Annotated in this window: 22 protein-coding genes; 7 read left to right on the plus strand and 15 right to left on the minus strand. The window is 69.0% G+C overall.

Annotation, left to right across the window (positions count from 1 at the left end; all coding sequences use genetic code 11):
• Window positions 1-114: 114 nt before the first annotated feature.
• Entirely contained in the window at window positions 115-531 is a 417-nt protein-coding gene (locus tag ACQY76_RS07670) for an Ohr family peroxiredoxin (RefSeq protein WP_428032289.1), read from the minus strand.
• 223 nt (window positions 532-754) lie between these two features.
• Here ACQY76_RS07670 and ACQY76_RS07675 point away from each other — a divergent pair, with 223 nt between their 5' ends.
• From ACQY76_RS07675 to ACQY76_RS07690, 4 genes are read left to right on the plus strand one after another with little or no spacing between them, the layout of a single operon-like run.
• Window positions 755-1,618: a YgfZ/GcvT domain-containing protein gene (locus tag ACQY76_RS07675; RefSeq protein ID WP_428032290.1), complete on the plus strand. Its 864-nt coding sequence runs from the start codon at window positions 755-757 to the stop codon at window positions 1,616-1,618.
• Window positions 1,615-2,214 (plus strand): DNA-3-methyladenine glycosylase I, encoded by a 600-nt coding sequence (locus tag ACQY76_RS07680; protein WP_428032291.1) that lies wholly within the window; start codon window positions 1,615-1,617, stop codon window positions 2,212-2,214. Before ACQY76_RS07675 ends, ACQY76_RS07680 begins: the two co-directional genes overlap by 4 nt.
• A 10-nt stretch (window positions 2,215-2,224) precedes the next feature.
• A complete protein-coding gene (locus tag ACQY76_RS07685; RefSeq protein ID WP_428032292.1) occupies window positions 2,225-2,908 on the plus strand; it encodes a YfbR-like 5'-deoxynucleotidase in 684 nt (227 codons plus the stop codon).
• Window positions 2,905-3,411 (plus strand): tyrosine phosphatase family protein, encoded by a 507-nt coding sequence (locus tag ACQY76_RS07690; protein WP_428032293.1) that lies wholly within the window; start codon window positions 2,905-2,907, stop codon window positions 3,409-3,411. Before ACQY76_RS07685 ends, ACQY76_RS07690 begins: the two co-directional genes overlap by 4 nt.
• 289 nt (window positions 3,412-3,700) lie before the next feature.
• Here ACQY76_RS07690 and ACQY76_RS07695 read toward each other — a convergent pair whose 3' ends face one another.
• Window positions 3,701-4,378: a L,D-transpeptidase gene (locus tag ACQY76_RS07695; RefSeq protein ID WP_428032294.1), complete on the minus strand. Its 678-nt coding sequence runs from the start codon at window positions 4,376-4,378 to the stop codon at window positions 3,701-3,703.
• A 304-nt stretch (window positions 4,379-4,682) separates the two neighbouring features.
• Between ACQY76_RS07695 and ACQY76_RS07700 the strand changes: the two genes are divergently transcribed.
• The 3 genes from ACQY76_RS07700 to ACQY76_RS07710 all read left to right on the plus strand — a co-directional run bounded on the left by ACQY76_RS07700 (window position 4,683) and on the right by ACQY76_RS07710 (window position 7,252).
• Window positions 4,683-5,921 (plus strand): MFS transporter, encoded by a 1,239-nt coding sequence (locus ACQY76_RS07700; RefSeq protein WP_428032295.1) that lies wholly within the window; start codon window positions 4,683-4,685, stop codon window positions 5,919-5,921.
• Window positions 5,922-6,109: 188 nt separating this feature from the next.
• Complete coding sequence (locus tag ACQY76_RS07705; protein WP_428032296.1) at window positions 6,110-6,622, plus strand: hypothetical protein; 513 nt, start codon at window positions 6,110-6,112, stop codon at window positions 6,620-6,622.
• A gap of 204 nt (window positions 6,623-6,826) precedes the next feature.
• Window positions 6,827-7,252: a DoxX family protein gene (locus tag ACQY76_RS07710; RefSeq protein ID WP_428032297.1), complete on the plus strand. Its 426-nt coding sequence runs from the start codon at window positions 6,827-6,829 to the stop codon at window positions 7,250-7,252.
• A 78-nt stretch (window positions 7,253-7,330) separates the two neighbouring features.
• On the opposite strand, the gene ACQY76_RS07715 is transcribed toward ACQY76_RS07710, so the two are convergent.
• From ACQY76_RS07715 to ACQY76_RS07775, 13 genes are all read right to left on the minus strand, one after another.
• Window positions 7,331-9,109, minus strand: a complete 1,779-nt coding sequence (locus ACQY76_RS07715; protein WP_428032963.1) for a tetratricopeptide repeat protein — start codon at window positions 9,107-9,109, stop codon at window positions 7,331-7,333.
• Window positions 9,110-9,337: 228 nt separating this feature from the next.
• The gene (locus tag ACQY76_RS07720; RefSeq protein WP_428032298.1) at window positions 9,338-9,766 is read right to left on the minus strand and encodes a phage holin family protein; all 429 of its coding nucleotides are present in this window, start codon (window positions 9,764-9,766) and stop codon (window positions 9,338-9,340) included.
• Window positions 9,766-10,113, minus strand: coding sequence for a hypothetical protein (locus tag ACQY76_RS07725; RefSeq protein ID WP_428032299.1), 348 nt, complete (start codon window positions 10,111-10,113; stop codon window positions 9,766-9,768). The genes ACQY76_RS07720 and ACQY76_RS07725 overlap by 1 nt, the downstream gene beginning before the upstream one ends.
• A gap of 82 nt (window positions 10,114-10,195) precedes the next feature.
• Window positions 10,196-10,954: a tRNA (guanine(46)-N(7))-methyltransferase TrmB gene (trmB, locus tag ACQY76_RS07730; protein ID WP_428032300.1), complete on the minus strand. Its 759-nt coding sequence runs from the start codon at window positions 10,952-10,954 to the stop codon at window positions 10,196-10,198.
• A 96-nt stretch (window positions 10,955-11,050) separates the two neighbouring features.
• On the minus strand, window positions 11,051-12,244 hold the full coding sequence (gene metK / locus ACQY76_RS07735) for a methionine adenosyltransferase (RefSeq protein ID WP_428032301.1): 1,194 nt from the start codon (window positions 12,242-12,244) through the stop codon (window positions 11,051-11,053).
• 132 nt (window positions 12,245-12,376) lie between these two features.
• Window positions 12,377-12,787 (minus strand): helix-turn-helix domain-containing protein, encoded by a 411-nt coding sequence (locus ACQY76_RS07740; RefSeq protein ID WP_428032302.1) that lies wholly within the window; start codon window positions 12,785-12,787, stop codon window positions 12,377-12,379.
• 111 nt (window positions 12,788-12,898) lie between these two features.
• Complete coding sequence (gene lnt / locus ACQY76_RS07745) at window positions 12,899-14,488, minus strand: apolipoprotein N-acyltransferase (RefSeq protein ID WP_428032303.1); 1,590 nt, start codon at window positions 14,486-14,488, stop codon at window positions 12,899-12,901.
• Between the two features lie 33 nt (window positions 14,489-14,521).
• Window positions 14,522-15,760 (minus strand): hemolysin family protein, encoded by a 1,239-nt coding sequence (locus ACQY76_RS07750; protein ID WP_428032304.1) that lies wholly within the window; start codon window positions 15,758-15,760, stop codon window positions 14,522-14,524.
• Between the two features lie 35 nt (window positions 15,761-15,795).
• Window positions 15,796-16,311, minus strand: a complete 516-nt coding sequence (gene ybeY / locus ACQY76_RS07755; protein WP_428032305.1) for an rRNA maturation RNase YbeY — start codon at window positions 16,309-16,311, stop codon at window positions 15,796-15,798.
• On the minus strand, window positions 16,308-17,435 hold the full coding sequence (locus ACQY76_RS07760; RefSeq protein WP_428032306.1) for a PhoH family protein: 1,128 nt from the start codon (window positions 17,433-17,435) through the stop codon (window positions 16,308-16,310). Before ACQY76_RS07760 ends, ybeY begins: the two co-directional genes overlap by 4 nt.
• 47 nt (window positions 17,436-17,482) lie before the next feature.
• The gene (gene miaB, locus ACQY76_RS07765) at window positions 17,483-18,907 is read right to left on the minus strand and encodes a tRNA (N6-isopentenyl adenosine(37)-C2)-methylthiotransferase MiaB (RefSeq protein WP_428032307.1); all 1,425 of its coding nucleotides are present in this window, start codon (window positions 18,905-18,907) and stop codon (window positions 17,483-17,485) included.
• 261 nt (window positions 18,908-19,168) lie between these two features.
• Window positions 19,169-19,942 (minus strand): lysophospholipid acyltransferase family protein, encoded by a 774-nt coding sequence (locus ACQY76_RS07770; protein ID WP_428032308.1) that lies wholly within the window; start codon window positions 19,940-19,942, stop codon window positions 19,169-19,171.
• Between the two features lie 4 nt (window positions 19,943-19,946).
• Window positions 19,947-20,444 (minus strand): Fur family transcriptional regulator, encoded by a 498-nt coding sequence (locus tag ACQY76_RS07775; RefSeq protein ID WP_428032309.1) that lies wholly within the window; start codon window positions 20,442-20,444, stop codon window positions 19,947-19,949.
• Between the last annotated feature and the right edge of the window lie 64 nt (window positions 20,445-20,508).

The raw sequence follows: 20,508 nt of genomic DNA on the forward strand, positions 1-20,508 counted from the left end.
CCGCAGCCGCAGCGGGAGAACCGGGATCGGCTTTCGCGACTGAACGCGGAAAATCCCGGATCGCCGCGGCGGCGTCCGGGATGAGGTTTTCAATAACGCTAAATCAGCGAGGGATCAGCCGACGCTGAGCTCGACCGGGATGTTGTTGCGGGTCGCCTTGGAATAGGGGCACATCTGGTGCGCCGCTTCCAGCACCTCCTGGGTCTGCTCGGGGGTGAGGGCGGGCGCCTTGAGGGAGAGCTTGGCGGCGAGGCTGAAGCCGTCATCGCCCTTCACCAGCGAGACCGCGACAGTGACGGCGGCGCCGGTCACGTCCAGCTTCTTCTGGTGGCCGACGGCCTCGACGGCCGAGCCGAAGCAGGCGGCATAGCCGGTGGCGAACAGGTGCTCGGGCGTGGTCTTGCCGGAATCGAGCACGCCGTTCTTGGGCATGCCGAGATCGACCGAGACCGAGCCGTCGCTGGTCTGGGAATGGCCGTTGCGCCCGCCGATGGCGGTGGCAGTCCCGGTGAAGAGAACAGTGCCGGACATGAAAATCTCCCTGGAAAATGCGGGCCGGAACAGGGCGGCCCCGCCAGAAGATGGTGCGGCTTGCGCACCGGGCAACCATTCCGGCGAAATTGTCTTGCGCCGGCGCACGGCGTTTGTGCCTGTTCCCGTTTCGTTTCTTTGCGCTTGCCCCGTGGCCCGGGCCGTCGTACCTCTCGGGCAACTCGCCCGCGCCGCCGGGCTCATCCATTCGGAGCGCGCCTCCATGCCGATCGCGATCCTTCGGGAGCGTGCCGTCGCCCGCATCGCCGGTGCCGACGCCGCCCACTTCCTCGACAACCTGCTCACCTCCCGCACCCCCGCGCCCGGCGAGGCGCGCTATGCCGCGCTGCTCGCCCCGCAGGGCAAGATCGTCGCCGACATGATCGTGCTGGCGACCGAGGGCGGCTTCCGCCTCGACATTCCCCGGGCGGTGGCCGCCGACCTGATGAAGCGGCTGCAGCTCTACCGGCTGCGGGCCAAGGTCGAGATCGGCCTGCTCGACGACCTCGCCGTAGCGGTGGCGTGGGGCGGGGCCAGCCCGCTGGTCGACACGCTGGCCTATGACGACCCGCGCCTGCCGGCGCTCGGCCGGCGCTTCCTGCTGCCGGCCGCCGAGGCGGCGCAGATTTCCATGGTGCCCGAGGCCGAATGGCACGCCCACCGCATCGCCCTCGGCGTGCCGGAAGGCGGGCAGGATTTCCTCTATGGCGACGCCTTCCCGCACGAGGCGGACATGGACCAGCTCGGCGGCATCGATTTCGACAAGGGCTGCTATGTTGGGCAGGAAATCGTCAGCCGCATGCAGCATCGCGGCACGGCGCGCACCCGCATCATCCCACTCGCTCTGTGCGGCCCGCCGCCCGCCGAGGGCACGCCGATCACCGCCGGCGGCAAGAGCATCGGCCGCATCGGTTCGGGCGTGAACGGCCGGGCGCTGGCGCTGGTGCGTCTCGACCGGCTGGAGGAGGCGCGCGCCGCCGGCCAGCTGGTGGAGGCGGACGGCTTCGCGCTGGTGCCCGAGCGCCCGGACTGGGCGCGCTTTGCCGTTCCCGGCACGGAGAGCGCTTCGAGGGAGGACCCGGCATGAAGGTTCACACCCATGAGGACGGCCTCACCCGCTGCGCCTGGTGCGGCACCGACCCGCTCTATGTCGCCTATCACGACAGCGAATGGGGCGTGCCGGAAGAGGACGACCGCGCGCTGTTCGAAAAGCTGATCCTCGACGGCTTCCAGGCCGGCCTCGCCTGGATCACCATCTTGCGCAAGCGCGAGGGATTCCGCGCGGCGTTCGACGGCTTCCAGCCGGAGATCATCGCCCGCTACACGCCCGATAAGGTCGAGGCGCTGATGCAGGATGCCGGCATCGTGCGCAACCGCTCCAAGATCGAATCGACCGTGCGCTCCGCGCAGGTCTGGCTCGACATCCAGGAGCGCGGGCCGGGCTTCTCCAGGCTGCTCTGGGACATTAACGGCCCGGTGCTCGACAACAGGCGCGAACCGGGCGACCCGCCGCTGGTCACCTCGCCGGTGGCGATCGCCATGTCGAAGGAGCTGAAGAAGCGCGGCTTCAATTTTGTCGGCCCGACCATCGTCTACGCCTTCATGCAGGCGGTTGGCATGGTGGACGACCACGCCGTCACCTGCCACCGCCATGGTGCGGCGCGTGACGGCACGCGGGCGTGAGGGCGGCGCGATGAGTGTCGCCGACGAGGCCGTCCCCGCAAAACCCGCCCCCGCCAAGCCTGCCCCTGCGAAGCCCGCCCCCGCAAAACCCTTGCGCGCCTGGCAGCGCATGCTGTCGGGCCGGCGGCTCGACCTGATCAACCCTTCGCCGCTCGACATCGAGATCGAGGACATCGCCCATGGCCTCGCCCGCGTCGCCCGCTGGAACGGCCAGACGCGCGGCGAGCACATCTTCTCGGTCGCCCAGCATTCGGTGTTGGTGGAACTCATCGCCCGCCGGCAGGCGATGACCCGCGGCACCGACATCGACCGGCGCTGGCGCCTCGCCATGCTGCTGCACGACGCGCCGGAATATGTGGTCGGCGACATGATCAGCCCTTTCAAGGCGGTGATCGGCGGCGACTACAAGACCGTGGAGGCGCGGCTGCTGGCGGCGGTGAGCCTGCGCTTCGGCCTGCCGGCGCACTGGTCGGCGGCCCTGGTGGCGCGGGTGAAGGCGGCCGATCGCGCCAGCGCCTTTCTGGAGGCGACCCGGCTCGCCGGCTTCGAGATTGCCGAGGCCCGCCGCTTCTTCGGCGCGCCCTGCCCGCTCGACAGCGCCGACGAGCGGGACTACCTCACCCCCTGGAGCGCGGACGAGGCCAAGGCCCGCTTCCTCGCCCGCTTTCAGGAACTGGTCGCGGAGACACCATGATCCACGTCTGCCCGCTCTCGCGTCTCGAAGAGACTGTCACCCGTACCGGCGCCGAGCACGTGCTGAGCGTCATCAATGTCGCGACGCCGGTGACGCTGCCGGCCACCGTGCTGCGGGAGAACCATCTCTTTGTCGGCTTCAACGACATTGTCGCCCCGCAGGAAGGACTGATCCACCCGGCGGTGGAGCATGTGGAGGCGATCCTCGCCTTTGCCCGCCGCTGGCCGCGCGCCGCGCCGCTGGTGGTGCATTGCTATGCCGGCATCAGCCGCTCCACCGCCTCGGCCTATATCGCCGCCTGCGCGCTGGAGCCGGGACGCAACGAGGCCGAGATCGCGCAGGCGCTGCGCGCCGCCTCCCCCATCGCCACGCCGAACGCGCTGCTGGTGCAGATAGCCGATGCCGCGCTCGGCCGGCAGGGCCGCATGAGCGCCGCCATCGCCGCCATCGGCCGCGGCCGCGAGGCGATGGAGAACGAGCCCTTCGAGATCCGGCTGGGCTGAGGGACCCGGCGCGCCCGTCGCCGGGCCTGCCTGAACCGCGCCGTCACGGCCGGGCCTGTCCCAACCTCGCCCGTCATCCCCGGCTTGGCCCGGGGATCCACGACTTGGCGGAAGTGGGACAGCAGACGTGGATGCCCGGGCCACGCCCGGGGAGGGCGTTGTCTTGCCAAGCAGTGTCGTTTCGCCAGGGCACGACGTTGCCTCCCGGGAATGCCGTCGCGCCAATAGCGCGGGGCCGGGCGTCGGAGCGGCCTCCCCGAGGAGCCTTCCGCCCTCGCCCGCCGTAACCTCAGCCGACCGGCGTTCCGGTGGCGGGCATGACGATCACACGGGTGCCGGTGGGCACGCGGCGGTACAGGTCGATGATGTCCTGGTTGATGAAGCGCACGCAGCCGGACGACACCTGCGTGCCGATGGTCCAGGGCTCGGTGGTGCCGTGCAGGCGGTAATAGGTGTCGCGGCCATCCTTGTAGAGGTAGAGCGCGCGCGGGCCGAGCGGGTTGGTGGGGCCGCCGGGCAGGCCGCCGGCATAGGGGCCGTAGCGCTCCGGCTCGCGGGCGATCATCGCCGGGGTCGGCGTCCAGCCCGGCCAGGAGGCCTTGCGGGCGACGACGCCCTCGCCACGGAAATTGAAGCCTTCCTCGCGGCCGACGCCGACGCCGTAGCGCAGCGCCCGGCCATTGGCCATCACCAGATAGGCGAAGCGCTCGTTGGGATCGACCACGATCGTGCCGGGCTGATAGCGCGTGGGATACGCCACTTCCTGGCGCAGGAAGCGCGGGTCGATCTCGGTCAGGTCGACCGCCGGCACCGGGAAGGGCTCGTCCGTGATCGCCGCATACATGCGCAGATAATGCGGGTCCATCGCGGGCGGCAGGACACGGCTCGTCAGCGGCTCGCGCGTGGTGGCGCAGCCGGCAAGGGCGAGGGGCGAGGCGATCAGGAACAGGCGGCGGTCGAGAAGCATGGGGGGCGCACGCGGGAAACGGAGACGGGGAGGGTGAAATCGGGCAATGATCCTCACCTACCCCGCCAAGCGTGGCAAAGTTCGTACACCCCCGATCACGGGCCTGTCAGGCGGGACGATTCCCGCCCGCTGTGGCACTTCCGCCTCACTCTTGCCGTAGCCGGCCACCGGCCGCAGCGGGGCGTTGCGAGCCGCCATTCATTTTGCTGATGCCCGTCCGGAAAATAATTCGTTTTCCACGCAGGGGCGCCCGGCGCTAGCTTTCCCGGCGAGGCGGCGCGGGCCGCTGAGATTCGAGGCCCTCATGTCCGCCGTCACCGATGCCCCCCGACCCAGCCTCGCGGCCCGTGCTCCCTGGCTGATCGTGCTGTGCGGCTGTCTCATCGCCATGCTCAGCTTCGGCCCCCGTGCCTCATCGGGCATCTTCCTGCTGCCGATGACCAGCGAATATGGCTGGGGCCGCGACACGTTCGGCCTCGCCATCGCCATCCAGAACCTGCTCTGGGGCGTGGGCACCCCGTTCGCCGGCGCCATCGCCGACCGCTTCGGCGTGATGCGCGTGCTGTGGGTCGGCGCGGTGCTGTATGGCGCCGGGCTGGTGCTGATGGCCTATTCCTCGACGCCCGGCCTGCTGCACATGTCCGCCGGCGTGCTGGTGGGCTTCGGCCTGTCGGGCTGCTCGTTCAACATCGTGCTCGCCGCCTTCGGCAAGATGCTGCCCGAGAAGTGGCGCCCGCTCTCCTTCGGCGCCGGCACGGCGGCCGGCTCGTTCGGCCAGTTCCTCTTCCCTCCGCTCGCTGCCGGATTGAACACCACCATTGGCTGGCACGAGACGCTGACGATCTTCGGCCTCGCCATGCTGCTGATCCTGCCCTTTTCGCTGGCGCTGGCGGGGGCGCCCACTGCCGCGAAGGCGGGCGAGCGCCAGCAATCCATCGGTGCGGCGCTGGGCGAGGCGTTCCGCCATCCCAGCTATGTGCTGCTGGTGCTCGGCTTCTTCACCTGCGGCTTCCAGCTCGCCTTCGTCACCACGCATCTGCCGGCCTATCTCATCGATCGCGGGCTCTCCATCACGGTCGGCGGCTGGACGCTGGCGGTGATCGGGCTTGCCAACATGGTCGGCTCGCTGGGCTCGGGCTGGCTGTCCAGCCGCATGCCGCGACGTTATCTGCTGGCGGCGATCTATTTCGCCCGCGGCCTCGCCATCATCGCCTTCATCCTGCTGCCAGCGACACCGGTGACGGCGATCGGCTTCGGCATCGTGCTCGGCCTGCTCTGGCTCTCCACCGTGCCGCCGACCTCGGGGCTGGTGATGCTGATGTTCGGCACGCGCTATCTCGCCATGCTCTACGGCTTCGCCTTCTTCAGCCACCAGGTGGGCGGCTTCCTCGGCGTGTGGCTGGGCGGGCTGCTCTATGAGCGGCTCGGCTCCTATGATTTCGTCTGGTGGCTGTCGGTGGCGCTGAGCTTCGCCTCCGCCGCGATAAACCTGCCCATTGTCGAGAAGCCGGTGGTGCGCAGCCCCCAGCCGGCGGCACCGTGACGCGCGCCTTGTTTGCCCGGTGTTAACCCTCCTCGTTCACGATAGGCCTCGTGATACCGAAGGCGTTGCGGCGGTGCCACACCCGGCGTGTCGCGTGCCCCCACAAGGGACCGTGATTCGCCGCGCGGCCTTGACAAGGCAGGCCCTTCGCAGCGCATCGTAAACGCTCCCGAGCGATGGAAACTCTCATGCGCGTCTCTTCTGCCCTGCCGGCTGTCGCCCTCCTCGCCGCCACCACCGTGGCGCCGATGGCTTCGGCCGAAACGCTGACGGCGCAGGATGCCCAGCGCTTCGTCATGGGGCAGACGTTTTCCTACACCTGCTATGAGGGCACGGCCGGTTCCGGCCGCATCATGCCCGACGGCTCGGTCGCCGGCACCATCCAGATGCGCGGCAAGGGCAATGCGCGCTATGTCACCCTGCCGGCCGGCACCATCATGGTGCGCGGCGAGTCGGTGTGCGCCAAGCTGAAGGGCATGGCGTTCCAGCCCTGTTTCGAGCTGGAGAAGACCGACAAGGTGAGCTTCCGCGGCAACCTTGCCGGCGCGGACCGGCTGTGGTGCGAGTTCAAGCGCGGCGGCAGCGGCCGCACCCGGCTGGCCGAGCGCGGCACCCGCAAGAGCGCGGTGCCGGCCAGCGCGGTCGCCGTCGACGCGGCGACGTCCGAACAGAAGACCGCCGACATCACCACCGAAAAGTAGGCTTCCGCCTCCGGCATCGGCGTAGTCGCCCCGCCGCAGGCGCGGCAAGCGTTTTCGCGCGGCACTGTCAACCGGTTGCGCATTGCGCAGATGCAAGGTCGCTCCGGTATTTGCGGCTATCGTGTTGCAGGCGGCGCTGAGCTAGCTGTGGGTCATCGGCAGGCCTCGCCTGCTACGTCCCTCACCGCTCCCGCGAGACCCGCCATGATCGATTCCCGTTCCGCGCCGTACGGCGCCCTCGTCCTCCGCGTCGCCCTCGGCCTGATGTGGGTGTCCCACGCCTTGCTGAAATATGCCGTGTTCACCATTCCCGGCTTTGCCGGTTTCCTCGGCAGCCTCGGCCTGCCGGAGGCGCTGGCCTGGCCGGTGTTCCTGGCCGAGCTGATCGGTGGCCTGCTGATCATCGCCGGCGTCTATGCCCGGCACGTCGCGCTGCTGCTCATCCCGGTCATGGCCGGCGCGATAAGCGTGCACATTCCCAATGGCTGGCTGTTCTCGTCCGCCGGCGGCGGCTGGGAATATCCCGGCTTCCTGATCGTCGCGTCCTTTGCGCTCTGGCTGATCGGTGACGGGGCCTTCTCCCTGCGCTCGCGCCCGCTGTTCTTCGTCGGGCGCCCGGTCACCGCCTGATCGCGCCATCGCCAAATTGAAAAGGGCGGGTCCCGCGTGGGCCCGCCCTTTTTGTGTCGGCGCTGGACAGCGGCGAACTCAGCCGCCGTCGCCGGGCTTCTGGACGTCCGGCGTCTTATCCACGGCCGCCTTCTGCGCGGCAGGGACAGGGGCGGGCGCCGCTTCGGTCTTCTGGACCTCGCTCTTCTGGCCCTCGTCCTTGCCCGATTTGATGCGCTCGGCCTCGTCGAGCCCAACGGCGATTTTGCGCTCGATATCGGCGAGTTCCTCGGCGTCGGGCTTCAGGTCGCGGGCGTGGTTCCACTTGAAGCGGGCTTCCAGCTTGCGGTCGACCTTCCAATAGGCGTCGCCGAGATGGTCGTTGATGACCGCCTCGTTCGGCTTCAGTTCCACCGCGCGCTCGAGCTCGCGCACCGCCTCGTCATAATGGCCGGTGCGGTAATAGGCCCAGCCGAGGCTGTCGATGAAGAAGCCGTCATCGGGACGCAGCGCCACGGCCTTGCGGATCATCTCGGTGCCGGCGTCGAGATGCACGCCCTGGTCGATCCAGCTATAGCCGAGATAGTTCAGCACATGCGGCTGGTTGGGGCTGAGCGCCAGCGCCTTCTTCAGGTCGGCCTCGGACTTGTCCCACTGCTTGGTGCGCTCATAGCAGGTGCCGCGGAAGTAATAGAGCACCCAGTCCTTGGCCTCCGGCGTGCCCAGCTCGTCGATGGCCTGGGTGTAGACTTCAGCCGCCTCGGCGAATTTCTCGTTGGAGCGCAGCACGTCGCCCAGCGCCATGATCGAGCGCTGGTCCTTGACGTTGGCGCTGACCACCTGCTTCAGCACCGCCAGCGCCTCGTCGTGCCGGTCGATGGCGTCGAGGTTGAGGGCGCGCTGCACCTCGGCATTGGTCTTGAACGGCGAGGAGTCCGGCACGGCGGCATAGAGCGCGATGGCGTCCTCGTGCCGCTTCATGGTCTCGAACAGGTCGGCGAGTGTGATGCCGATCAGCGGCTGCGAGGGGTCTAGCCAGCGGCCGAGCTGGAGATAGACCAGCGCGAGATCCTCCCCGCCCTGGCGGCCCAGCGCCGCGCCGATGCCGTACAGCACTTCCGCCGCGCCGGCGGCGGGGGTGGTTACCAGCGGCGGCAGGGTCTTGCCGGCTTCAAGCTGCTCCAGCGAGCGGGCCACCAGCGGGTCGCCGGGCACCAACTTGTTGAAGGCCTCATAGGTGTCGATGGCGAGCTTCTTGTCGGCGTTGCGCGAGGCCCAGCGCGCATAGGCGTCGACGACGCGCAGCGTGCGCGGGTCGAGCTTCAGCGCCGCTTCCAACCGCTGGCCGGCTTCCTTCTTGACGCCGGAGACGTCGAGGATCAGCCCGGCGTGGAAATCCTTGAAGCCGGCATACCATTCCGGCCCCTGCAGCGCGTCGATCGCCTTGACGCCGGCGCGGGCATCGCCGGAGCCGAACTGGCTCCAGGCGGTGAGCAGCGTCGCGTTCAGCTCGGCGATGGCGCCCTGGCCGGAGCGACGCAGATTGCTGCGGGCGGTGACATATTGCTTGCCCTTGATGGCCCGCACGCCGAGCACCAGCCGCGCCAGCGTGTGCTCGGGATCGATGCGCACGATGCGCTGCGCCAGCTGCACGGCCTCGTCGATCGAGCCTTCCGCCAGCAAGGTGAGGAAGGCGCGTTCCAGCAATTCGCCGTTGCGGGGGAACAGACGCACCAGCTCGCGGTAATAGGCCGCCGCCGCCACCGTATCGCGCTCGCTGATGGCCAGCCGCGCGGCGAGGTAATTGCCGGCGGGGGCGGAGCGGGCGATGAACTCGGCGGGAGGGGCGTCGGCGCGCGCGGGCACGGCAACGCCCAACGCCGTGAGCGGACCCAACGCCGTGAGCGTGGCGAGAATGGCCGCTCCCGGCCGCAGCGACAAACGTCGGAACGTCAAGTTTGAACCTCCTGCGGCAAGCGGAACGACCCTGCGCCACGCGAGTGGCGCCGGGCTCCGGCCTTCATGGCAGATTGGTCCTTTTTAGCCGCTGCCGCAATAACGGGAGACTAATGCGGACCGGACCCTTGCGGGCCCGGCGCCACATTTTCAGACGCGTCGGCCAAGAATAAGGCCGATTACGGCCGCGCCCGCCGCAATGCCCAGCACCGTCTTCACGCTGGCGGGAGGCAGCAGGCCGGCAGGCGCGACGCCCGGTACGACACCGGGAGCAAGCGGCGGCACGGCGCCATAGGCTCCATAGCCACCGAACGCCAGCGGCCGACGGCGACGCCGCGTGCGCAGCAGCGCCACGAGCACGAAGATCAGCCCGAGGACCAGATTGAAGCCGGCGATCACCAGGGAGGCGGTGAGCGCGTCATAACGGTCGGCCAGCACGATGAAGGAGGCCGCCATGAAGAAGATCGCCGAAAGCGCGATCAGCAGGCCGCCGATGACGCACAGCACCGCCGTAATGGCAGCCCTGCGTGCTGTCAGCCGTAGTTCCGCGCCAAAGATGGACAGCAGAAGGCGGAGCATCACTTGCCCCGCGACAGCAGGCCGAACAGGAATCCGACACCCAGCGCCGCGAGCACCGAGCCATAGGGATTGCGCTCGATCGTCGCGCCGAGGTCGCCGCTCAGAGCCTGCGCTCGGGCCTTGGCGTCCTGCAGGGCGGCATAGCCCTCTTCGGCAAGGCCGGAGGCGGCGGCTTCGGCACGGGCGGCACCGGAGCGGAACCGGCCGGTAATGGCGTCGGCCGCGGCCTCGCCTTCCGACTTGGCGATGGCGGTCAGCGTTTCAGTCAGCTTCGCGACATCGCTCCGCAGGGTCGAAAGGTCAGCAGACAGCTTGGCAAAATCGTCCTGCGCATTCGGCTGGGCCATGGGAATCTCCGGGTAAGATCATAACAGGGGACGTCCCACTCAACGCGGGCGCCAGTGCCATGGTTCCCAGTCTAGGCGGTAATCATCGGCGCCGGAACTCGTAGTATCCCGGCATCCGCCCTTCCCGCAGCGCCTTGGCCTCATAACGCGTGCCGGGCCAGCCGTCCCAGGCGAGACGCCAGTCGTCGGCGCGCTCCGCCGTCCAGTCGAATCGGCAATCCGCCAGAAACTGGCGCAGCGTCCAGCCCGCATAATGCTCAATATCCGTGGCGAAGCGGAAATGCCCGCCGGGCACGAGAAGCCGCGCGATCCGGTCGATATTGTCGGCCTGCACGAAGCGGCGTTTCCAGTGGCGGCGCTTCGGCCACGGGTCGGGGTAGAGCAGGTCGATGCGCTCCAGGCTGCCGCCGGGCAGGCGGTCGAGCAGCGGAATCACGTCATCGCCATAGAGCCGCACATTGGCGAGGCCGTCTTCGCTCACCCGCGCGGTCGCCTTGGCGATGCCGTTGAGGAAGGCCTCGGCGCCGATATAGCCGATATCGGGATGCCGCCGCGCCTCCGCCAGCAAATGCTCGCCGCCGCCAAAGCCGATCTCCAGCCGCACCGCGCGCACCGGATGGGGGAAGAGCGCGGCAAGTGCGTTCGCCTCATGCGGCGCCGTGCCGATGTCGTCGAGCGCGATGGCCAGACGCGGCAGGTCCTGTTCCATATGGGCGGCCTGCGCGGTGCGCAGCTTTTTGCCCTTGCGGCGGCCGTAGAAGGCGGCGTCGCGCGGGGCCGGCGCGCCGGGCGGCGCCGCGTCGTCGGTCACGCGGGAGCGGGGTTCGTCGTCGGCGGTCATGGCGAAACTCGAAAAGCAGGCGGGGCGGACAATGACTGTCCGCCCCGCATAATCACAGTGCCTGCCGCGCGCAATCGCGGGCGGGGCGGACCTCTCTCAGCCGACGGCCGACTTCAGCGCCGCGACCAGGTCGGTGCGCTCCCAGGAGAAGCCGCCATCGGCTTCCGGGGCGCGGCCGAAATGGCCATAGGCGGAGGTGCGGGCATAGATCGGCTTGTTGAGGCCGAGATGCTCGCGAATGCCGCGCGGGCGCAGGTTCATCACCTCGCGCAGCGCGCTCTCCAGCTTGGCTTCCTCGACCTTGCCGGTGCCGTAGAGGTCGACATAGACCGCGAGCGGGTCGGACACGCCGATGGCATAGGCGAGCTGGATGGTGCAGCGGTCGGCGAGATCGGCAGCGACGACGTTCTTGGCGAGGTAGCGCGCGGCATAGGCGGCCGAGCGGTCGACCTTGGTCGGATCCTTGCCGGAGAAGGCGCCGCCGCCATGCGGGGCCGCGCCACCATAGGTGTCGACGATGATCTTGCGGCCGGTGAGGCCGCAATCGCCGTCCGGCCCGCCAATGACGAACTTGCCGGTCGGGTTGACGTGCCACACCGTGGCCGGGGTGATCCAGCCATCCGGCAGCGCCTGGCGGATATAGGGCTCCACGATGCTCTGCACGTCGTGCGAGGAGAGGTCGGCATCGAGGTGCTGGGTCGAGAGGACGATCTGCGTCACCTCCACCGGCTTGCCGCCCTCGTAGCGCACCGTCACCTGGCTCTTGGCGTCGGGGCCGAGCACGGTGCTCTCGCCGGAATGGCGGGCATCGGCCAGCAGCTTGAGGATCTTGTGCGCGTAATAGATCGGCGCCGGCATCAGCTCGGGCGTCTCGCGGCAGGCATAGCCGAACATGATGCCCTGGTCGCCCGCGCCTTCATCCTTGTTGCCGGTGGAGTCGACGCCCTGGGCGATGTCGACGGACTGGGCGTGCAGATGCACGTCGATTTCCGCCTTCTCCCAGTGGAAGCCGTCCTGCTCGTAGCCGATATCCTTGATGGCGAGCCGGGCGATGTGGCGGAGGAAATCCTTGGTGAGCTGGGCCGGGCCGCGCGTCTCGCCGGCGATCACCACCCGGTTGGTGGTGGCCAGCGTCTCGGCGGCGACGCGCAGATGGCTCGGGTCCCAGCCGAATTCCGGCCCGTGCTTGAAGAAGGCGTCGACGATCTCGTCCGAGATGCGGTCGCAGACCTTGTCCGGATGGCCTTCGGAAACGGATTCGCTTGTGAAGAGATAGGCTTGGCGGGACACGAGTCGGCTCCTCGATTCTCGGCAGGCGCATCTGCCCGCGCCCGGCCGCGCATCTTTTGCAAGCGCGGTCGGGGCGGTCAAGGTTTTAAAGGCGGAATCGTTCGGAAAAAAGAACGCGGTGGCGCGGAAGTCTCAGGCCGCCGGGGCGGGCTCGGCGAGCGCCTCGACGAGGTCCACGATACGGCGCCGAACCTTGCCATCGGTGATTTTCAGGAAGGCGCGCGTCAAAGCGAGACCTTCCGAAGAGGCAAGGAAGTCGGCGACATAGGCAGGCGAGGCGTCTTCGGCGAAGCCGGCCACTTCACCGCCCATGGTGGGGGCGCCGTCGAAGAAGAAGGAGACCGAAACGCCGAGCACCTGGGAGATGTTCTGCAGGCGGCTGGCGCCGATCCGGTTGGTGCCCTTCTCGTATTTCTGGATCTGCTGGAAGGTGATGCCGAGGCTCTCGCCAAGTTTTTCCTGGCTCATCCCGACCATCATGCGGCGCATGCGAACCCGGCTGCCGACAAACTTGTCGACGGGATTGGGAGATTTTTTAGTCATCGGCTTCCCCGACTGCATACAAAAAAATACCTCTCCCCCCAATGAGAGGGAAAGAAGCAGTGCCCGAGCCCGAGGGCAGTCTAGGCAAACGCGGTTCTACCGTCGATCAATCTAGGCGTGTATATCTCGCAGACGCAGCACGAGTACACCGAAGAGCGCGCCAACCATCAGGAAATACGGTATCAGATTGCCCTGGGCGGCATAGATTGTAGCGGCCAGACCTTGCGGCAAGCTGTCATCCAGCACGCCTCGTACACCCAGGGGTAGAGACGACGTGATTCGGCCGACAGGGTCGATCACGGCGGAAATGCCATTATTGGTGACACGCACCAGCGGCAGTCCTTGTTCGATTGCCCGCAGCCGCGACTGCTCGAAATGCTGGTAGGGCCCCGGCGTCAGGCCGAACCAGGCGTCGTTGGAGAGGTTGAGCAGGAAGCCCGGCCGCTGCCCGTCGGCGAGATCGGCCGGCATCACCTCGTCGGGAAAGATCGCCTCGTAGCAGATCAGCGGCACGGCGGCGGGAAGGCCGGGAATGTCCAGCAGGGTGCGCGTGCGCGCCGCCGCGAACCCGCCGCGAACCCGGGTGAGCGCTTCCAGCCCGATCGCCTCCAGCGTTTCCTGAAACGGCAGATATTCGCCGAAAGGAACGAGGTGCACCTTGTCGGCATTGCCGCGGATCGCCCCGCTGGAATCTATCACCCGCACGCTGTTGAACACGTCCGGCCGGTCGCGTCCGGGCACCGTCTGGAAGCGCGCGGCGCCGGTGACGAGGGTGGTGCCGGGCGGCAGCATCGCCACCATGCGCGCCAGCGCCTCCGGCTCGCGCTCCAGGAAGAAGGGGAACGCCGATTCCGGCCAGAACAGATGGGTGACGCCGTCGAGGCCGCCCTGGCTCTCGCTGGTGGCGATATACAGGTCCATCACCGTGCGGCGTGCGTCGTAGCGGAATTTCTGGTCCTGCGGCAGGTCCGGCTGCATGAGCCGAAGCCGCACGCCGGGCACCGTGCCGATCTCGGTGGTGGCGAGGCGCCACTGCCCGCCCGCCCACAGCGCGGCGAGCAGGCCCACGGCGAGGCCGAGCGGCAGATGGCGCAGACGGCCTGAATCATAGGCGCCGAACAGCGCCGCCGGGCTCGCCAGCGTCGCCAGCGCGATGAGGCACAGCCCGGTCAGCCCGATCACCGAGGCGGCCTGCGCGAAGCGCAGATCGGTGGCCAGCGCATAGCCGAAATCGTTCCATGGGAAGCCGGTCAGCAAGGCGCCGCGCAGCACCTCCGCGACGGTGAGGGCGAGCGCGAAGGCGAGAATGCGCCCCGGGCCCGGCATCCACATCAGCCGGGCCAGCGCGCAGCCAAGGCCGGTATAGAGCGCGAGATAGGCCGGCAGCCCGACTACGGCGAACGGCATGAGCCAGATAAAGGCGTCCGCCTGCACGAGGAACGCCTCGCCGATCCACCACAGGCCGGCGATGAAATAGCCGAGGCCGAACAGCCAGCCGGCAAGGAAGCTGAGCCCCAGCGCGCGGCGCAGCGGCAGGCCGGCGGTGGCGTCGATAAGGAACACCAGAACCGGTAGCGTCAGCGCCAGCACGGGCCACAGGCCGAAGGGCGGCATGGCCAGCGCCGAGAGCCCGCCGGCGAGGAGGGCGGCGAGCGCCCGCCAGCGCGCCGGCGCCGCCCGCAGGAGGCCGGGCATCAGCATGCCAGGCCGGCGGGATGCAGGCCGCGCGGGGCGTCAGGCGGCATTGCTGCCGCGCGCCGGATCGGTGTTCTGCTGGGCCGGAGGCGGCAGCTGGCGCGGCTCCCCGGCGATGGCGCCGGTCGGCCGTGCTTCCCCGCCGGCGTCGCCGCGCGCCGGCGAGATACGCAGCCGCTTGACCCGGCGCGGATCGGCGTCGAGCACCTCGATCTCGAAATCGCCGGGGCCGAGCACGATCTCGCCGCGCACCGGCACGCGGCCGGCCAGCGTCACCAGCAGGCCGCCCAGCGTGTCGACTTCCTCCGCCTCCTCCCCGAGCGCGAAGGCCGGGTCGATCATCTCGGCGACGTCCTCGAGGCTGGCGCGGGCATCGGCAATGAAGCTGCCATCGGCCTGGCGGGCGATGGTGGGCGTCTCGTCCTCGTCATGCTCGTCCTCGATGTCGCCGACGATCTCCTCGACCAGATCCTCCATCGAGACAATGCCGTCGGTGCCGCCATATTCGTCGATGACCAGCGCCAGATGGATGCGGCTCGCCTGCATGCTGGCCAGCAGCTCGATCGTCGGCATGGACGGCGGCACGAACAGCAGGCGGCGGATCAGTTTGGCGCCGCTGAGCGAGTTCGAGAGGTCGATGGCCTTCAGGTTGAAGGCCGGCCGCGCGGCCTTGCCGCCAGCAGTGGGGGCGCTCTCTGCGGCGGGCGCGGCCTCGCGCAGGCCATTGCCGCGTGGAGCGATGCCGCGCGGGGTCATGGCACGGGGCGTCATGGCGCGCTGGGTGAGATAGGTCACGAGGTCGCGGATATGGACCATGCCGACGGGATCGTCGAGCGTGTCGTCATAGACAACCAGACGTGAGTGGCCGGCATCGGCGAAGACCGCCAGCAGTTCGCCCAGCGAGATGTCCTTCTGCACCGCGACGATGTCCGCGCGGGGAACCATCAGGTCGCCGATCCGCAGCTCGCGCAGTTCGAGGATGCTTTTCAGCATCGTGCGCTCGGTGGCGGTGAGGTCGGCGCCCGGCTCCGCGCTGGTCGAGGCGAGGATGGCGGCAAGGTCGGTACGCAGCGAGCCGGTGGAGCGCCAGCCGCCGATCAGGTGGCGGAGGCGGCCGAATATGCCGGCGCGGGGCTCGCTGGAGCGCACGCCGGCCTTGCTTCGCTGCCCGGCGCTCGCCGGGCTGCCACTGGAGGCGCCGCTGCTGGCGGCGCCGCTACTTGGGCCCTCGCTGCCGGGAGAGGAGGACGCGGAAGAGGTTGAAACAGGTTCGGACATCGGCCTTGGATCAGGGTTGCGTGGATAGGTGTGGGTCAGGGGTGAAGAACAGGTTCGGTTTCGGCGTAGGGGTCGGGAATCGCCAGTCCGGCAAGGACGCGGCGCTCCATGGCTTCCATCTCCTCGGCCTCCTCCACGGTTTCGTGGTCGTAGCCGAGCAGGTGCAGCGTACCATGGACGGCCAGATGCGCGAGATGGTCGGCGAAGGGCTTTCCCTCGGCCTCCGCCTCGCGCGCCAGCGTCTCATAGGCAATGGCGATGTCGCCGAGATGGGGATCGCCGCCGGCCCGCGCCACCTCGGGGGTGGGAAAGGACAGCACATTGGTGGCGCTGTCCTTGCCGCGCCAGTCGCGGTTGAGCGCGCGGATGGTGGCGTCGTCGGTGAGCTTCACCGCGATCTCGGCGCCGTCGATGTCCATCTCGTATTCGGTCAGCGCGCCGGCGCAGGCCGCCTTCACCGCCCGCGCCACGAGGTCGTCCGCGCCGGGGAGCGCCGGCCAGGGGCCGGCCTCCACCAGAACGTCGACCTCGATCTGCGCCTCTTCGCTCATCGGCGCGACGCCCCGTCACCGGCGGCCGCTGCGGCCCGCGCCGCCGCATCCTTGGTCTCGTAGGCGGCGACGATGCGGCCGACCAGTTCGTGGCGCACCACGTCGGCGGCGTTGAAGTGGCATACTTCCACGCCCTCGACATTGCCGAGCAGCCCCACCGCCTCGGCGAGGCCCGAGGTCTGGCCCGGCGGCAGGTCGATCTGGCTGGGATCGCCGGTGATGATCATGTGCGAGTTCTCACCGAGGCGGGTGAGAAACATCTTCATCTGCATCGAGGTGGTGTTCTGCGCCTCGTCGAGGATGACGCAGGCATTGGCCAGCGTGCGCCCGCGCATGAAGGCCAGCGGGGCGATCTCGATCTCGCCGGAGATCATCGCCCGCTCGACGAAGGCGCGGTCCATCAGGTCGTGCAGCGCGTCGTAGATCGGGCGCAGATAGGGGTCGACCTTCTCCTTCATGTCGCCGGGCAGGAAGCCGAGCCGCTCGCCCGCCTCCACCGCCGGGCGGGAGAGGATGAGCCGGTCGACGACGCGGCGCTCCAGCAAATGCACGGCATAGGCGACCGCCAGCCAGGTCTTGCCGGTGCCGGCCGGGCCGACGCCGAACACCAGCGTCTGCCGCTTGAGCGCGCGGATATAGGCGTCCTGCGCGGCGGTGCGGGCGCGCACCGGGCGGCGACGGAGCTGGATCTCGTCGAAGCTCTGCTTCTTGGTGGCGGCGTCGAACTCGAACAGCATTCCCTGCGCGGCGGCCTCGCGCAGCACGCCCTCGACATCGCCGGGCAGCAACTCGCCGCCCTTCTTCAGCCGGGCATAGAGCGTTTCCAGCACATGGCGCGCCTGCTCGCAGGCCTCGCGCGGGCCCTCCAGCGTGACATGGTTGCCGCGCTGCTCGGCGACGATTTCCAGCCGCCGCTCGATCAGAGCGAGGTTCTGGCCGTAATGGCCGAAGAGCTGGCTGGCGACTCGGTTGTCGTCGAAGGCGAGGACGATCTGGCCGTTGGCCTCGTCGTCAGGCGCTTCCAGCCAGTGGGCGCTCGGGCGCGCCGGCGCCGGGTTCGGCGCGGCCGGTCGCGGCGCCGTCTGGGTGGAACCGGCGGGCCCGCCCGCTCGGGTGGATACCAAGGCACGTTCCGTATCGCTGCCAGTTCCGGCTCCAGGTCGACGCACGCTCACGCCTCCAGCTTCTCGCTCTGCCCGATGAAACGCGATTCCCGTGCCGGGTTTCCAACGAAGAATTCCCCGCCGCGCAAGTCGCCCGAAAGATTCCTGGTGCTGAACTCGCGCACTTCCACCTGCGCCAGCGTGCCGATGGCCTCCTGAGGGCCTTCGACGACGACGGACTGGAGATAGGGCGAGCGGCCGATGAGCTGGCCGGGGAAACGGCCGGGCTTCTCGATCAGAATGTCGAAGCGCCGGCCGACGCAGGCGGCGTCGAAGGCGGTCTTCTGCGCGTCGAGCCGCGCCTGCAGCGCATGGATGCGCGCCGACTTCACCTCTTCGGGAACCTGCCCGTCCATGCCCGCCGCCGGGGTGCCGGGGCGGGAGGAATATTTGAACGAGAAGGAGGAGGCGAAGCCCACCTTCTCCACGAGGTCCATGGTGTCGGCGAAATCGGCGTCGCTCTCGCCGGGGAAGCCGACGATGAAATCGGAGGAGAAGGCGATGTCCGGCCGCGCGGCGCGCACCTTGGCGACGATGTCGAAGAACAGCTCGCGGTCGTGCTTGCGGTTCATGCTCGCGAGGATGCGGTTGGAGCCGGACTGCACCGGCAGGTGCAGATAGGGCATGAGCGCGGGGATGTCGCGATGCGCGGCGATCAGCTCGTCATCCATGTCGCGCGGATGGCTGGTCATGTAGCGCACGCGGGCGATGCCGGGCACCTCGGCGATGCGGCGGACCAGCTCGGTGAGGTTGGCGCTGCGGCCGGCGGCATCGAGCCCGTGATAGGCGTTGACGTTCTGGCCGATCAGCGTGATCTCGCGCACCCCGCCATCGGCGAGGCGGATCACCTCGTCGAGGACTTTGGAGACCGGGCGCGAGACTTCCGCGCCGCGCGTATAAGGCACGACGCAGAAGGTGCAGAACTTGTCGCAGCCTTCCTGCACGGTCACGAAGGCGGCCGGGCCGCGCTTGGCGATGGCGGCGCGGCTGGGCGCGGGCAGGAAATCGAACTTGTCCTCGACCGGGAACTCGGTTTCGACGATGCCGACCGGCCGGTTGCCGCCCCGCCGTTCGGCAGCGGCGATCAGCTCGGGCAGCTTGTGGTAGCTCTGCGGGCCAACCACGAGGTCGACCGAGCGGGCCCGCTTGAGGATCTCCCCGCCTTCCGCCTGCGCCACGCAGCCGGCGACCGCCACCATCTGCCGGCGGCCGGCCACGTCCTGCGCCTTCTTCAGCCGGCCGAGTTCGGAATAGACCTTCTCGGCGGCCTTCTCCCGGATATGGCAGGTGTTGAGGATGACGAGGTCGGCGTCGTCCGGGGTGTCGGTCTCGACATAGCCTTCCTTGGCCAGCGTGTCCGTCATGCGCTGGGCGTCATAGACGTTCATCTGGCAGCCGAAGGAGCGGACGTAGAGCTTGCGTGATTCAGTCATTGCGTGTCGATCGACCCGTGCCACGCCGCCGCGAGGGGCGCGCTGGCGCATTCCGTTGGAAACCGCGTGGCGCACCGGGCACGCTCTCGCAAGGCGCCCTCGTCCATCGCCGCTCGTTCCCACCTCGGTATCGCGCAGGTCGAGATCGTCTACGTCTCCACGATTGACGCCTATGGCCCTGTGTAGCGGGATTCCCGCCAAAAGGAAATGCGCCGGGGCCGGCGCCATCGCCTCAAAGCCGTGAATTTCCGTCTCATTGTCTCAGGTGGGGCGGCCGGTCAGCGCGCGCGCCAGCATCAGGCGCACCGACCTTTCGGCCTCCTGCGCCGCCGCCTTGCGCCCCGCCGCCGCCAGCGGTTCGCCGAAGCGCAGCTCCACCTCCACCCCGCCGCGCCGCAGCACCTCCATCAGATGCGGGGCGAGGTCCATGTCGCCATACCAGGCGAGTCGCGGGCGCCCGGCGCGCCCGAGCGGCAGGCCGGAAAGCCCGACATAGGCGATGGCGAGCGGCTGGATGGTCGCGCCCGCGCCGTCCGCCTCGCCCAGGCTCTGGCGGGCGGCGCCGATCAGCGCCGAGCGGAAGGGCAGCACCCGGTTGCCGTCGCTGGAAGTGCCTTCCGCGAACAGCACCACCGGGTCGCCATCGTTCATCCGCGCCGCCATCTCGCCGGCGACCCGGCCGGTGGCGGTGCGCGAGGAGCGGTCGACGAAGATGGTGCGCTGGAGCCGGGCCAGAAGCCCGATGCCCGGCCAGCGCGCGACCTCGCTCTTGGCGACGAAGCACAGCGGCAGGCGCGAGCCGAGCACGGGAATATCGAGCCACGACGCGTGGTTGGCGACGATGAGGAGAGGGCGTTCCGGGGCGGGCTCGCCGATCGCCCGCACCCGCACGCCGACCAGCGCCAGAACGATGCGGTGGTAGAGCACGGGAAGGCTGCGCCGCGTCGGCAGGCGCAGTGCCACCGACAGCCATTGCAGGGGAATGCCGACCAGCGTCACCAGCACGACCGGCACGATCACCAGCCAGGCGCGCAAGATCTCAGTCCTTGCCGGACGAATCGGCGGGCGACGAATCGGCAGATGACGAATCGACAGGCTTGGCCAGCGGCGTCGATTTGGGCGCGTCGAGCGGCACGCCGTAGAGCTCCAGCCGGTGGCCGACGAGGCGGAAGCCGAGCTTGCGGGCGATTTCCTCCTGCAGGTGCTCGATCTCCTCCGAGCGGAATTCCACCACATGGCCGGTGCGCAGGTCGATCAGGTGGTCATGGTGCTCGTCCGGCACCGGCTCGTAGCGCGAGCGGCCGTCACGGAAATCATGGCGCTCGATGATGCCGGCGTCCTCGAACAGCTTGACGGTGCGGTAGACGGTGGAAATCGAGATGCGGTCGTCCACCGCGACGGCGCGCCGGTGCAGTTCCTCGACGTCGGGATGGTCCTGCGCGTCGGCAATGATGCGGGCGATCACGCGCCGCTGGTCGGTCATCCGCAGGCCCAGCGTGACGCAGGCTTCCTCGATCGGGGTGGGCTTGTCGTTCATTCCTCGGCCTGTTCCCTTCAGCCCGTCCCGGGTCGGCGTTGCCGCGCGCCCCTGCCTTATGGCG

Source organism: Ancylobacter sp. (genome assembly GCF_965279025.1).
Classification (GTDB): domain Bacteria; phylum Pseudomonadota; class Alphaproteobacteria; order Rhizobiales; family Xanthobacteraceae; genus Ancylobacter.